Source organism: Duganella sp. OV510 (assembly GCF_900100205.1).
Taxonomy (GTDB): Bacteria; Pseudomonadota; Gammaproteobacteria; order Burkholderiales; family Burkholderiaceae_D; genus Rugamonas.
Genome location: NZ_FNEQ01000004.1, coordinates 401,020 through 414,507, shown reverse-complemented (window position 1 = coordinate 414,507; position 13,488 = coordinate 401,020). Strand labels below are relative to the sequence as shown.

13 protein-coding genes are annotated in these 13,488 nt (G+C 61.5%); 4 read left to right on the top strand and 9 right to left on the bottom strand.

Features of this window, described 5'->3' with window-relative positions; genetic code table 11:
• Window positions 1-22 precede the first annotated feature (22 nt).
• From BLS51_RS14115 to BLS51_RS14080, 8 genes are read right to left on the bottom strand one after another with little or no spacing between them, the layout of a single operon-like run.
• Entirely contained in the window at window positions 23-592 is a 570-nt protein-coding gene (locus tag BLS51_RS14115; protein WP_090188787.1) for a hypoxanthine-guanine phosphoribosyltransferase, read from the bottom strand.
• A 44-nt stretch (window positions 593-636) separates the two neighbouring features.
• Complete coding sequence (locus BLS51_RS14110; protein WP_090188790.1) at window positions 637-1,890, bottom strand: phenylacetate--CoA ligase family protein; 1,254 nt, start codon at window positions 1,888-1,890, stop codon at window positions 637-639.
• A gap of 8 nt (window positions 1,891-1,898) precedes the next feature.
• Window positions 1,899-2,711, bottom strand: a complete 813-nt coding sequence (locus BLS51_RS14105) for an ABC transporter ATP-binding protein (protein WP_090188793.1) — start codon at window positions 2,709-2,711, stop codon at window positions 1,899-1,901.
• Window positions 2,708-4,012: an ABC transporter substrate-binding protein gene (locus BLS51_RS14100; protein ID WP_090188796.1), complete on the bottom strand. Its 1,305-nt coding sequence runs from the start codon at window positions 4,010-4,012 to the stop codon at window positions 2,708-2,710. The genes BLS51_RS14105 and BLS51_RS14100 overlap by 4 nt, the downstream gene beginning before the upstream one ends.
• A 19-nt stretch (window positions 4,013-4,031) precedes the next feature.
• Window positions 4,032-5,090: a branched-chain amino acid ABC transporter permease gene (locus BLS51_RS14095; protein ID WP_090188800.1), complete on the bottom strand. Its 1,059-nt coding sequence runs from the start codon at window positions 5,088-5,090 to the stop codon at window positions 4,032-4,034.
• On the bottom strand, window positions 5,090-5,986 hold the full coding sequence (locus BLS51_RS14090) for a branched-chain amino acid ABC transporter permease (RefSeq protein WP_175472576.1): 897 nt from the start codon (window positions 5,984-5,986) through the stop codon (window positions 5,090-5,092). Before BLS51_RS14090 ends, BLS51_RS14095 begins: the two co-directional genes overlap by 1 nt.
• A complete protein-coding gene (locus tag BLS51_RS14085; RefSeq protein WP_229208064.1) occupies window positions 5,983-6,816 on the bottom strand; it encodes an ABC transporter ATP-binding protein in 834 nt (277 codons plus the stop codon). The genes BLS51_RS14090 and BLS51_RS14085 overlap by 4 nt, the downstream gene beginning before the upstream one ends.
• A gap of 14 nt (window positions 6,817-6,830) precedes the next feature.
• Window positions 6,831-8,777: an AMP-binding protein gene (locus BLS51_RS14080; RefSeq protein WP_373994354.1), complete on the bottom strand. Its 1,947-nt coding sequence runs from the start codon at window positions 8,775-8,777 to the stop codon at window positions 6,831-6,833.
• Window positions 8,778-8,887: 110 nt separating this feature from the next.
• Between BLS51_RS14080 and BLS51_RS14075 the strand changes: the two genes are divergently transcribed.
• On the top strand, window positions 8,888-9,577 hold the full coding sequence (locus tag BLS51_RS14075) for a Crp/Fnr family transcriptional regulator (protein ID WP_090188810.1): 690 nt from the start codon (window positions 8,888-8,890) through the stop codon (window positions 9,575-9,577).
• 25 nt (window positions 9,578-9,602) lie between these two features.
• On the opposite strand, the gene BLS51_RS14070 is transcribed toward BLS51_RS14075, so the two are convergent.
• Window positions 9,603-10,505, bottom strand: a complete 903-nt coding sequence (locus BLS51_RS14070; protein ID WP_090188815.1) for a LysR family transcriptional regulator — start codon at window positions 10,503-10,505, stop codon at window positions 9,603-9,605.
• Window positions 10,506-10,609: 104 nt separating this feature from the next.
• On the opposite strand from BLS51_RS14070, the gene BLS51_RS14065 reads away from it, so the two are divergent.
• Genes BLS51_RS14065 through BLS51_RS14055 form a run of 3 tightly spaced genes read left to right on the top strand, consistent with a single transcriptional unit; the run spans window position 10,610 to window position 13,484 of the window.
• Entirely contained in the window at window positions 10,610-11,386 is a 777-nt protein-coding gene (locus BLS51_RS14065) for an SDR family oxidoreductase (protein WP_090188819.1), read from the top strand.
• A 29-nt stretch (window positions 11,387-11,415) separates the two neighbouring features.
• Window positions 11,416-13,236: an aminopeptidase P family protein gene (locus BLS51_RS14060; protein WP_175472582.1), complete on the top strand. Its 1,821-nt coding sequence runs from the start codon at window positions 11,416-11,418 to the stop codon at window positions 13,234-13,236.
• Window positions 13,233-13,484 (top strand): hypothetical protein, encoded by a 252-nt coding sequence (locus tag BLS51_RS14055; RefSeq protein WP_090188827.1) that lies wholly within the window; start codon window positions 13,233-13,235, stop codon window positions 13,482-13,484. Before BLS51_RS14060 ends, BLS51_RS14055 begins: the two co-directional genes overlap by 4 nt.
• The last annotated feature ends 4 nt before the right edge of the window (window positions 13,485-13,488 follow it).

Here is a 13,488-nt window from a genome sequence, read left to right as displayed (position 1 = left end):
ATCGCGGCGGAAGCTGCCAACATCAGTTCTCGGTGTTAATCGCCCACAGGCCCGGCAGGTTGCGCCAGTAGCCGTAGGCGTCCATGCCGAAGCCGACCACGAAGCGGTTCGGGATGGTGATGCCGACGATGTCCGCCTGCACCGGCTTGGCCTTGCCGATTGCCTTGTCGCAGAACACGGCCAGGATGACTTCCTTGGCGCCCATGTCCAGCAGGCGTTGCTTGACGTGGGCCAGCGTTTCGCCTTCGTCCAGGATGTCGTCCAGTACGATCACAACGCGGCCGCTGACGTTCGAGCGCGGCACCACTTTCCATACCACTTCGCCGCCACGGTCTTCGTCGCCATAGCGGCTGACGTGGATGTAGTCGAATTCGAGCGGAAAGGTCAGTTGCGGCAGCAGGTTGCCGGTGAAGACCACGGCGCCGCCCATCACGCCCAGCACCAGCGGGAATTCTTCGCTGTCCGGCTGATCGAAGCGAGCGTTGATGGTGTTGGCCATGGCGGTGACGGCGGTGTCGACGTCCTGCTTGGAGTAGAGTTCTTCGGCGCTCTTCATCAGGGCGCGGGCGCGGTTGTGGTGGAAGTCTTGCATGATCTTTTTATAAGCAAACGTGTGAAGGACGATATTATCCCCAATTATTGATAGTCGCGCACGTCTGCGATCACCTTGCCATCGTTCGGCAGGCTGCCGGCGGCGACAAACAGCACCTCGCCGCGCAGCTTGGTCAGCGTGCGGATCGACTCGATGATGTCGGCGCCTTGAGCGCTGGCGGGATCGGCAACCTCGCAATGCAGCGTCATGATCTCCTGCGCGATGCGGCCAGACACCACCAGCCGCGCCTTCAGGATGTGCGGATGACGGCGCGCGATGTCATGCACCTGCGATGGATGGACGAACATGCCGCGTATCTTGGTAGTCTGGTCGGCGCGTCCCAGCCAGCCTTTGATGCGAGTGTTGGTGCGGCCGCATGGCGACGGCGGCGCGTCGGTCAGCACCGCCGACAGATCGCCGGTAGCAAAACGGATCAGCGGATAGTCAGGATTGAACACGGTGACCACCACCTCGCCCACTTCACCCGCCGGCACCGGTTCGCCGCTGCCGGGGCGGACGATTTCCAGTATCACCTCCTCGTCCAGCACCATGCCCGGATCGCGTACCGCGCCGCTGCGGGTTTCGTAGGCGATGTTGCCGATATCGGCGGACGCATACACCTGCAACACCGACGGCACGCCATGTTCGCCGAACCAGGCGCGCAGCGATTCCGGCAGCGCCTCGGCGCTGACCAGCGCGCGCTGGATGCTGCTGATATCCACACCCATCTCCTGCGCTTTCTCGATGATGATCTTCAGGAAGGACGGCGTGCCGATATAGGTGTCCGGCCGCAGTGCGTGGATGGCCTGCACCTGCATCTCGGTCTGGCCGCTGCCGGCCGGGATCACCGCGCAGCCAATGCACGCGGCACCGCCTTCGACCATGAAGGCGGCCGGCGTAAAGTGATAAGCGAAGCAGTTTTGCAGCAAGCCGCCGGCACGCACGCCTGCCGCGTACATCGGACGGGCGAAACGCCACCAGTCCTGGCCGCGTCCTTCGGGATCGAAGATGGGACCGGGTGACATGTACACGCGCGCCAGCTGACCGACCGGCGTGGTGTTCAAGCCGCCAAACGGCGTTTGCTGCGTTTGTAGCGCATGCAGGTCGGACTTGCGCGTCACCGGCAGCGTGGCCAGCGCCGCGCGGCTGTTGATGCTGGTGGCGTTGACGTCGGCGAGGATGCGCGACCATCCGGCGGCGGCCTTGGCGCGCGCGATCAACTGCGGCAGGCGTGCCATCAGTTCGCGTTCGCGTTGTTCTGCCGGGCGGGTTTCCAGGCTGTCCAGTGTATCGGCCATCGTCGTCCTTATGCCAGCCAGCGCTTGCGGCGGCGGTAGAATTTCATGTCACGGAAGCTTTTGCGGCCTGCGCCGGAGACGCCGAGGTAGAACTCTTTGACGTCTTCATTGCACGCTAGTTCGCTGGCCGCACCTTCCATCACCACGCGGCCATTTTCAAGAATGTAGCCAAAGTCCGCGTAGCGCAGGGCGATGCTGGTGTTTTGCTCCGCCAGCAGGAAAGAGACGTTTTCCCTGCTGTTCAAATCTTTGACGATGCCGAAGATCTCTTCGACGATTTGCGGTGCGATCCCCATCGATGGCTCGTCCAGCAAAATCATCGATGGCCGCGCCATCAACGCACGGCCGATGGCGCACATCTGTTGTTCGCCGCCCGAGGTATAGCCGGCCTGGCTGGCACGCCGTTCTTTCAGGCGCGGGAAGTAGTGATAGACCTTGTCCAGCGATTCCTTCAGCTCCGCCCGCGAGGCGCTGCGTGTGTAGGCGCCGGTGAGCAGGTTTTCCTCGATGGTCAGGTGGCCGAAGCAGTGACGGCCTTCCATCACTTGCGACAGGCCGCGCCGCACCAGTTCATTGGGCGTCAGCTGGTCGATGCGTTCGCCCTTGAACTGGACTTCGCCTTTGGTGACGTCACCGCGCTCACCGCGCAGCAGCGTGGAGATGGTCTTCAGCGTGGTTGATTTGCCCGCGCCGTTGGCGCCCAGCAGGGCGACGATTTTCCCCTGCGGGACTTGCAGCGACACGCCTTTCAGCACCAGGATCACATGGTCGTAGATCACTTCGACGTTATTCACAGACAGGTAAGGAGCGGTGGCTGTCATTTCGCGCACGCCGGTGTGATTTTCTTCTCGGCCGCATAGGCAGCGGAACTTTCTTCCAGCAGCTTGCGGGTCAATGCCTTGTCGCCGACGATCCAGTTCGGCGTGATGGCATTCCATTTCTTGCCATCCCATTGCTGGACTTTCACCGCGCCGGAACCTTCGTGGTCGTCACAACTGGTCTTCACCATCGGCAGCATGCCGAAGGCGCCGATGGTTTTTTGCCGCGCTTCGTCAACATCCAGGTTCTCCAGGCCCCAGCGCATTTGCTCGCCGGTGATACGTTTGCCTTTGCCGAATTTCTCCTGCGCGGTGCGGATCGCTTCCACCCACAGAATGGCCGCGCTGACGCCACGCATGTGGTACACGCTGCCGATGCGCGCCGGATCAGACATATTGCCTTTGCCGGCGTCATAAAGTTTTTTGCGAATCTCATCCAGCACCGGGTAGTTACCGGGCGTGTTGAAGGTCATCGCGCTGTAGCCTTTGGCCGCATCGCCGGTTGGCACGGTGTCTTCCTCCGAGCCAGCCCACCAGACGCCGAGGATTTTCTCGCGCGGGAAGCCGTTGCGCTGGGCGGTCTTGATGGCCACCGCGTTCATCGAGCCCCAGCCCCACAGGATCACATGGTCGGGACGCGCCTGGCGGATCTGCAGCCATTGCGACTGCTGCTCGCTGCCCGGCGGCGTGACCGGAATCTTGATCAGTTCAAAACCATGCTGCTTGGCCAGCGCCTCCAGCACTGGCAAGGGTTCCTTGCCGAACGCCGAGTCGTGGTACAGGTGGACGATCTTCTTGCCTTTCAGCTTGGCCATGCCGCCTTCCTTGTCGCCGAGGTATTTGATCATGGCGGCGGCCTGGTTCCAGTAGCTGGTAATCAGCGGGAAAACGTAGGGGAAGACCTTGCCGTTGGCGGCGTCCGAACGGCCGTAGCCGATCATCGTCATCGGGATTTTATCGACTGCCAGGCGGTCCAGGATGCCATAGGCGACGCCGGTGGATAGCGGCTCGACCAGTGTGGCGCCGCCATTTTTGGTCTTCAGGCGCTCGTAGCATTCGACGCCGCGCGACGGGTTGTATTCGGTTTCGCACTCTTCCCACGAAATCTTCACGCCATTGACGCCGCCGGACAGATTCACCAGGTTGAAGTAGTCGATAATTCCGCCATAAAAGCCGGAACCGCCGGCCGCGTAAGGGCCGACGCGATATGAGGGCAGGGCGATGTACTGGTCCGCAGGCTGTGCGATGGCAGCGCCGCTGGCGGCCAGGGTGATGCAGGCGATGATGGATGCTAAGCGTTTCATAGGGTGTCTCCTCTGTTTTTTAATGGGGGAACGGCCACAGACGCAACTTCTCTTTACCAATTTGCCACAGGCGCGCCAGGCCGTGAGGCTCGACGATCAGGAAAAATATAATCAGCGCGCCAAACACCATCAGCTCCAGGTTGGACGCTACGCTGGTTGGCAACGCAAGGCTGTGCGCCACCACGTTCAACAGCACCGGCAGCAGCACAATGAAGGCCGCGCCGAGGAAGGAGCCCAGCACCGAGCCGACGCCACCGATGATAATCATGAACAGGATGCGGAACGACAGGTCGAGGTTATACGCCTCCGGCTCCACTGTGCCCAGATAGGCATACGCATACAGCGCGCCGGCCACGCCGCAATAGAAGGAACTGACGGCAAACGCCAGCAGCTTGGTGCGCATCAGGCGGAAGCCGATCACTTCGGCCGCTACGTCCATGTCGCGCACCGCCATCCACGAGCGGCCAACGTTGGAGCGGATCATGTTCTTGGCCAGCAGCGCCATGACGGCCACCACGGCCAGCACCAGCAGGTATTTGCGGTCCGGTGTGTCGAAGGCGTAGCCGAGAATGACGATGGGCTGCGCGGTGATGACGCCGGAAGTGCTGTAGTTGGTCAGGTAGGGAATCTTGGTCAGGCACCAGACGACGAAGAACTGCGTCGCTAGCGTGGCTGCGGCGAGATAGAAACCACGGATGCGCAGCGACGGCAGGCCGAAGGCGATACCCACCAGCGCCGCGCTCAAGCCGCCCAGCACAAACGCCAGTAGTACCGGCAAGCCGGGAATGCGCAGGATGAAGTTATACGAGGCGAACGCACCAACCGCCATGAAAGCGGCGGTACCGAGCGACAGCTGGCCGGCATAGCCGGTCAGGATATTCAGGCCCAGCGCGGCCAGTGAAAAAATCAGGAACGGGATCAGGATCGCCGACAGCACGTAGGGCGATGCCAGCAGCGGCACGGCGACCACCGCGACAGCCAGCATCGCCAGCAGGGCGATACGGTCCTGCAGGATGGGGAATATCTGGCCGTCGGCCTGGTAGCTGGTCTTGAACTGTCCTGCTTCGCGGTAGAGCATCAGATTCTCCGGATGATTTTTTCGCCGAACAGCCCTTCCGGCCGCACCAGCAGGAACAGCAGGGCCAGCACGTAAGGGAACCAGCCTTCGATGCCGCCGCCGACCAGCGGGCCGATATACACCTCGGCCAGTTTTTCCGATGCGCCTATCACCAGGCCGCCGACAATCGCGCCCGGCATGGAGGTGAAGCCGCCCAGTATCAGCACCGGCAGCGCCTTCAGCGCCACAAAGGTCAGCGCGAACTGCACGCCATTGCGGGCGCCCCACAACAGGCCTGCCACCAGCGCGACGATGCCGGCCACTGCCCACAACACGGCCCAGATGCGCTGCAAGGGAATGCCGACCGCCAGCGCGGCCTGGTGATCGTCAGCGACGGCGCGCAGCGCCCGGCCCACGCGCGTTTTCGAGAACAGCAGGGCCAGCGTGGTGACCAGCAGGCCGCATACCGCTGCGGCCATGATGTCGAATTGCGAGACGAGGATGTTGTAGTTGTCCATCAGGTACTGCGAAGGCACGTCCTCGATCGGCAGTTCCAGCTTGCGCACCTGCGCGCCGAACATCAGCTGCGCCAGGCCCTCGATGAAGAAGGCCAGACCGATGGTCGCCATGAACAGCGTAATCTCCGGCTGGTTGACCAGCGGGCGCAGCACGACGCGCTCTATCGCCAGCCCCAGCACGATCATCACCGCCACGGTGATCGGCAGCGCGATCCACAGCGACACGCCCAGCTTGTCCATCACGCCCACGCAGGTCAGCGCGGCGAAGTACACCATCGCTCCCTGGGCGAAATTGAATACGCCGGACGCCTTGTAGATCAGCACAAAGCCAATTGCCACCAGCGCGTACATCACACCCGACAGCAGGCCGCCTATCAGCACTTCGAAGAAGAAGTTCATGCGCAGGCCACTCCGAGGTAGGCGTTGATCACGTCCTGATTGCAGCGCACTTCGTCCGGCGTGCCATCGCCGATCTTCTTGCCATAGTCGAGTACCACCACGCGATCGGAGATGTCCATCACCACGCCCATGTCATGCTCGATCAGCACGATCGTTGTGCCGAATTGGTCGTTGACGTCGAGGATGAAGCGGCACATGTCCTGTTTTTCCTCGACGTTCATACCGGCCATGGGCTCGTCCAGCAGCAGGATCTCCGGCTCGGCGGCCAGTGCACGGCCCAGTTCCACGCGCTTTTGCAGGCCGTAGGGCAGGCGGCCCACCGGCGTCTTGCGGATTGCCTGTATTTCCAGGAAGTCGATGATTTCCTCGGCCTTGATGCGGTGAGCGATTTCCTCGCGCCGTGCTGGTCCCCAGTACAAGGCCTGCATCAGGAAATTGGATTTCATCTTGAGGTTACGGCCGGTCATGATGTTGTCCAGTACCGTCATACCCTTGAACAGCGCGATGTTCTGGAAGGTGCGGGCGATGCCGGATTTGGCGGCGGCGTGGCAGTCCATATTCTTGCGCACTTCGCCGCGATAGGCGATCTGCCCTTGCTGCGGGCGGTAGACGCCGTTGATCACGTTGAGCATCGAGCTTTTGCCGGCGCCGTTCGGGCCGATGATGGCGCGAATTTCGTGCTGGCGCACGTCGAAGGAAATGTCGGTCAGCGCGCGCACGCCGCCGAAGGACAAGGAGATGTTCTTCAGATCGAGGATGACCGGCCCCGTAGGCCGCCGGCCATCTGTCGACACCGCGCCGAAATGCGCTTCCGGTTCATTCATCTGCATCTGCGCATCCTCCGTCATGCCGCTGCCTGCACGGCAGGGTAAGTCTTGCAAGCCTCAATTTTCAGATCGGCGGCCACCACGCCGCTGCGGCCATCCTCAAACTTCACCTGCGTTTCGATGTACTGCGAGGCCTTGCCTTCGTAGAGCGCCGCAATCAGCACGGCGTACTTTTCGGCGATGAACTTGCGGCGCACCTTGCGCGTGCGGGTCAGTTCATCGTCGTCCGGATCGAGTTCCTTGTGCAGCACCAGGTAGCGGTGGATCTGTGTATCGCTCATCGCCGGTTCGGCGGCCAGGTCGGCGTTGACCTGCTCAATGCAGTCACGCACCAGGCCATACACGGCGGGATGTGCGGCCAGGTCGGTGTAGCCGGAATAGGCGATGCTGCGCCGTTCCGCCCAGTTGCCCACCGCTTCCATGTCGATGTTGATGAAGGCGCATACCTCGTCGCGCTGATGGCCGAACACCACCGCTTCCTTGATGAAGGGGAAGAACTTCAGCTTGTTCTCGATGTAGTTGGGCGCGAAGATGGCGCCGCTGTTCATGCGGCCGACATCAGCAGCGCGGTCAATGATCTTCAGGTGGCCGTCCGCATCGAACAGGCCGGCGTCGCCGGTGTGGAAATAGCCTTGCGCATCGATCGCTTCGCTGGTGGCGTCGGGACGCTTGTAGTAGCAGTCCATCAGCGTTGGCGATTTCACCAGCACTTCGCCGTTGTCGGCCAGCTTGACCTCGACGCCGGGCGCCGGCAGGCCGACGCTGTCGAACTTGATCTGGCCATCCGGCTGCAAACAGATATAGGCGCAGGTTTCGGTCGAGCCGTAGAACTGCTTCAGATTGACGCCGATGGAGCGGTAGAAGCGGAACAGGTCCGGTCCTATCGCGGCGCCTGCGGTGTAGGCGACACGGATGCGCGACATGCCCAGCACATTTTTCAGTGGCCCATACACCAGCAGCTTGCCAGCGGCGTAACGCAGGCGGTCGGCCAGCGGCACTGGCTTGTTGTCTAAAATTTGAGCACCGCAGCGTCGCGCCACGTCCATGAAGCAGTGGAACAGGCGGCGCTTGATGGCGCTGGCGTCTTCCATTCGTATCATCACGGTGGTCAGCATGTTCTCGAACACGCGTGGCGGGGCGAAATAATAGGTCGGGCCGATTTCGCGCATGTCGGTCATCACGGTTTCGCCGGATTCCGGGCAGTTGACGGTGAAACCGGCGCTCATCGCCTGCGCGAAGGAGAACAGGCAGTCGCCGACCCAGGCCATCGGCAGGTAGGACAGGATGTCTTCCCTGTCGGTCAGCTGTTCGAAGCCGGCACCGCCGTCGCCGGCCGCCAGCAATGCGGCGTGGGTCTGGCACACGCCCTTGGGCTTGCCGGTGGTGCCGGAGGTGTAGAGGATGATGGCGTTATCGCTGCCGCGCCCTTCGGCCAGCTGGGCGTCGAAGAAGCCGGGATGGGCCTGGTCCCAGGCGCGGCCCATTTGCTGCAAGCTGGCGAAGGACAGCAAACCTTGCTGGCGATAATGGCGCATGCCGCGCTCGTCGTCGTAGGCGATGTGACGGACATGCGGGTAGAGCGATTGCAATTCGAGCAACTTGTCGACCTGTTCCTGGTCTTCGACGATGGCGAACTGGATGTCGGCGTTTTCCAGCACATAGGCCATGTCGGCGGCGGGAGCGTCCTGATATAGCGGCACCGGCACGCCGCCCAGGCATTGCGCGGCCAGCATGGACCAGTACAGGCGCGGGCGGTTGTCGCCGATGATGGCCAGGTTCATGCCGCGCTGGAAGCCGAGCGCGGCCAGGCCGCAGGCGAGGGCCCGCACTTCGTCGTTGACCTGGGCCCAGTTCCAGCTTTGCCAGATGCCCAGATACTTTTCGCGAAACGCGGTTTTGCCCGGCCTGACCTGACCATGCGCGAGCAGCCGCCGAGGAAAAGTCTCGTGTTCTTTTTGCACCAGTGTCTCCTGTTGCTGTTTTGTTTTTTTGTGTGATGATATTAGCGTGCCGCGCGAGCGCAGGTTGTCTTTTCGATGACAATTGACTGACTTTTCTATGGTGCATCGCAAAAATGTCTGATCGAGATCAAATTACTTTGAAGGAAGCATTGCGTTCGGCGATTTGGGCTAAAGACCTGACGGCGGAGCAAATGGCCCGCGTGGAGGCTGATACCTTTGAAACCTTCGTGCCGAAAGGCGCTTATGTCTGCCGCAAGGGCGAGATGGTGGAGAATTGGCTGGGCATTATCGACGGCATGGTGAAGATGAATAATTTCTCTTCCAGTGGTAAAAGCGTGACTTTTACCGGCGTGCCGTCCGGTGGCTGGTTTGGCGAGGGTACGGTTTTAAAAAACGAGATTCTTAAATATGATGCAATGGCTTTGCGCGATAGCCGCATCGCGCGCATGCCAGCCGCCACGTTTATGTGGCTGCTGGATAATAGCCTGCCATTCAGCCGGTTTTTGCTGATGCAATTGAATGAGCGCCTTGGACAGTTTATCGGCACAGTGGAAAATGACCGCCTATTGAATCCCGATACGCGCGTGGCACGTTGCCTGGCTTCTTTATACCATTCGCATTTATATCCTAGCCTGGAGAAAATCGTGCATATCTCGCAGGAGGAATTGGGATTATTATCCGGCGCCTCCCGCCAGCGCGCAAACCAGGCTTTGCATCTGCTGGAGAAGCAGGGCTTGCTCACCCTGGATTACGGCGGCATCCGCATCCTGGATCTGGATGGTTTACGGCGATATGAGGCTTAGCGGGCTTTTTTTCGTCTGGATTATGCTAATTATCAGCATGTTCCAGCCAATTTCCGGCGCGTGCTGCATCGATCAGCACGCGTAGCTTGGGCTGCTGCTGGGTGCGCGCCGGGAAGTACAGATATAGTCCCGAAGTGCGGGGCACATAATCCGATAGGACGGCCTCCAATCGGCCCTGGGCCAAATCATCTTTGATTTCTATTTCAGGTAGATATGCCAGGCCTTGTTCCTGACGGGCGAATTCGGCTATCAAAGTGGTGTCGTTGACGATTAATCCGCCTTTGGTTTCTACTTCACAGTCATTAAACCGCCACCGATGCAACGCGCCTGAACTGGAAAAGCGATAACGGATGGTTTGATGATGAATTAATTCATCAGGTGTTATTGGCCGGCCGGCGCGGGAAAGATAAGCCGGAGCACCGACGACATGCCAGATTAATTCAGGCGTCAATTTCACCATGACCATATCTTCGGCAACCGCTTGTCCCAGGCGGATGCCGGCGTCAAATCCGGACGCCACCAGATCGATGGCGCCATCGTCGAGGGAGATATCAATGGTTATATCGGGATATTGGCGGTGAAACTGCGGAATAAATTTTTTTAATAGCAAACCGCCTAAAGCTCGGGGCGCGGTTAATCGCAGCGTACCCATCGGCCGGTCGCGGTGGGCGGCCAATGCGGAAAAAGCGTCGTCTATTTGCGACGTTGCTGAACGTAATTGCGCAAATAACTCCGCGCCGGCTTCGGTCAACGCCACGCTGCGCGTAGTTCTTTTGAACAAAATAACGCCGTGCCGCTGCTCCAGCATCTTGATCGCTTTGCTGGCGGCGGTCGTGGTCATGCCTAATTGCGCAGCAGCAGCACTGAAGCTGCGCTGTTCGGCCACCGCCAGAAAGGTGCGCACGCCATCGAGGGAAGCAGTTTTCATTGCAGTTTATTGTGAACTAATAATTCACAGAGCATATCAGTTATGGCTATTTAAGATCACAATCAAGCGCCGTAAGATGGGCTTTTTCATCAACGGAGGACGATATGTCGAATGAATTCCAAGGCAAGCGGGTGCTGGTTACCGGCGGCACCAAGGGCGTGGGGCGCGAAGTGGTCGCGCGTTTGCATGAAGCAGGCGCACGCGTGCTGACCACGGCGCGCAGCCTGGTCGAGGCATTGCCGGCGGAGGTGATCTTTGTTGCTTCCGACCTGACCACGGCGGCAGGTTGCGCGACGGTGGCCGAAGCCGTGCATCAACAACTGGGCGGCATCGACGTGATCGTACACGTGGCCGGCGGTTCGCAGGCGCCGGCCGGCGGCTTTGCGGCGCTGAACGACGAGGAATGGGAGCGCGCGTTGAATTTCAACCTGATGCCATCGGTGCGGCTGGACCGCGCGCTGTTGCCGGGGATGCTGGCGCAGGGCGCGGGTGTTATCATTCATGTAACGTCGATCCAGAGCCGTTTGCCGCTGCCGGCTTCGACCACCGCCTACGCCGCAGCCAAGGCGGCGCTGTCGACCTACAGCAAAAGCCTGTCGAAAGAAGTCAGCCCGCAGGGCGTGCGGGTGGTGCGCGTGTCGCCCGGCTGGATCGAGACGGATGCGGCCACTGCTTTCGTCAACGACCTGGCAGCCAAGGCCGGCACCGGCTACGAAGAGGCGCGCCAGAGCGTGATGCAGGCGCTGGGCGGCATCCCGCTTGGCCGCCCCGCCAAGCCGCGCGAAGTCGCCGACCTGATCGCCTTCCTGGCATCTTCCCAGGCCTCCGGGCTGACCGGCCAGGAATACATCATCGATGGGGGGACGATCCCTGTGGCTTAGTGGGTAATCATGGGTAATCGGGGTATCATATTCATATGGATACTCCCACCCCATCCCAAGTCGCCGAGCGCCTGGCGCTGCTTCGGACGGCGATGCGTCAGCATCACATCGACGCACTGATGATACCGTCCGCCGATCCGCACCTGTCCGAATACCTGCCGGAACGCTGGCAAGGCCGCGTCTGGGCGTCTGGATTCACCGGCTCGGTCGGCACGTTCATCATCACGCCGGAATTCGCCGGCCTGTGGACCGATGCCCGCTACTGGATACAGGCGGAGCAGCAACTGGCCGAAACCGGCATCCAGCTGATGAAGCTGACTTCCGGCGCCAGCGTGCAATATGTCGACTGGCTGGCCAGCCACCTGAAATCGGGCCAGACGCTGGCCGTCGATGGTGCGGTGCTGGGCCTGGCCATCGCCCGCCTGTTGCAGACCGCGCTGGATGCCAAGGACGTCAAGCTGAACACCGGCCTCGACCTGCTGGAGCAGGTGTGGCAAGACCGTCCAGCGCTGCCGGATGCGCCGATCTACGAGCATCTGCCGCCCTATGCGTCGAAAAGCCGCAGCGGCAAGCTGGCCGATCTGCGCTCGGCGATGCAGCAGGCCGGCGCCAGCCGCCACCTGATGTCGACGCTGGACGACATTGCCTATCTGTTCAATCTGCGCGGCGCCGACGTCAACTTCAATCCGATTTTCCTGTCGCATGCGTTGATCACGCCTACGCGCGCGACGATTTACGTCGCCGACGGCAAAATCTCGGCCGACCTGCGTTCTGCGCTGGCCGATGAAGGTATTGATGTCGCGCCCTACAACACCGCCGCCGCCGCACTCAACGCGCTACCGGCCGACACCACCTTGCTGCTCGACCCGCGCCGCATCACCCACGGCACCCGCCAGTGGATACCGGCCAAGGTCAAGGTCATCGAGGCGATCAATCCGACCACGCTGGCCAAGTCGCGCAAGAGCGAGCAGGATGCCATCCACGTACGCGCCACGATGGACCAGGATGGCGCCGCGCTGTGCGAATTCTTCACCTGGCTGGAACAGACGCTGGCCGACGCCGACCGCACGCCGCTCACCGAAGTCGATATCGACCAGCAGATCACCGTCGTCCGCGCGCGCCGCCCCGGCTTCATCAGCCCCAGCTTCGCGACGATTGCCGGCTTCGGCGCCAACGGCGCGATCATGCATTACCGCGCCACCGCCGCGCGCCACGCCACCATTGAAGGCAATGGCCTGCTGCTGATCGACTCGGGCGGCCAGTACCTCGGCGGCACCACCGACATCACGCGCGTGGTGGCAGTCGGCCGCATCACTGATGAGCATCGCCGCGATTTCACGCTGGTGCTGAAAGGGATGATCGCCTTGTCGGCCACCCGCTTCCCGCGCGGGACCAGGTCGCCGATGCTGGACGCCATCGCCCGCGCACCGCTGTGGGCCGAGGGCCTGGACTTTGGCCACGGCACAGGCCACGGCGTCGGCTACTTCCTGAATGTGCACGAAGGGCCGCAGTCGATTTCGCCGTCGGCCATGCCGGAGCCGCAGACGGCCATGGAGCCGGGCATGATCACCTCGATCGAACCGGGCCTGTACCGCACCGGCCGCTGGGGCATCCGCATCGAAAACCTGGTGCTGAACCGCGCCGCCGGCCAGACCGAGTTCGGCGAGTTCCTCAATTTTGAAACCCTGACCATGTGCCCGATCGACACGCGCTGCATCGAACCTACGCTGCTGCGCGACGATGAGAAGCGCTGGCTCAACGACTATCACGCGACCGTGCGCAAGCGCCTGTCGCCGCTATTGAGCGGCGCTGCGCTGGCCTGGCTGCACCAACGAACGGAGGCTTTATGAGCGGACGCGCCACCCGCGCCACCACGGCGATTGATCGCCTGAAGAACCGCACCGGCAATCAGAAATACTCGATGTCGGTGACCGGCAGCGGCCATTTCTTCTTGTCCGAAGGCGCCGGCAATCCGCCGCTGAACGCGCCGATGGAACTCGACGAATTCGTCGCCTTCGTCAACAGCATCGCGCCGCCCGCACCGAAGCGGGTCAGCAAACTGGATATCGCCTTCGAAAAGCAGCTCACTAAAAAATAAAGGG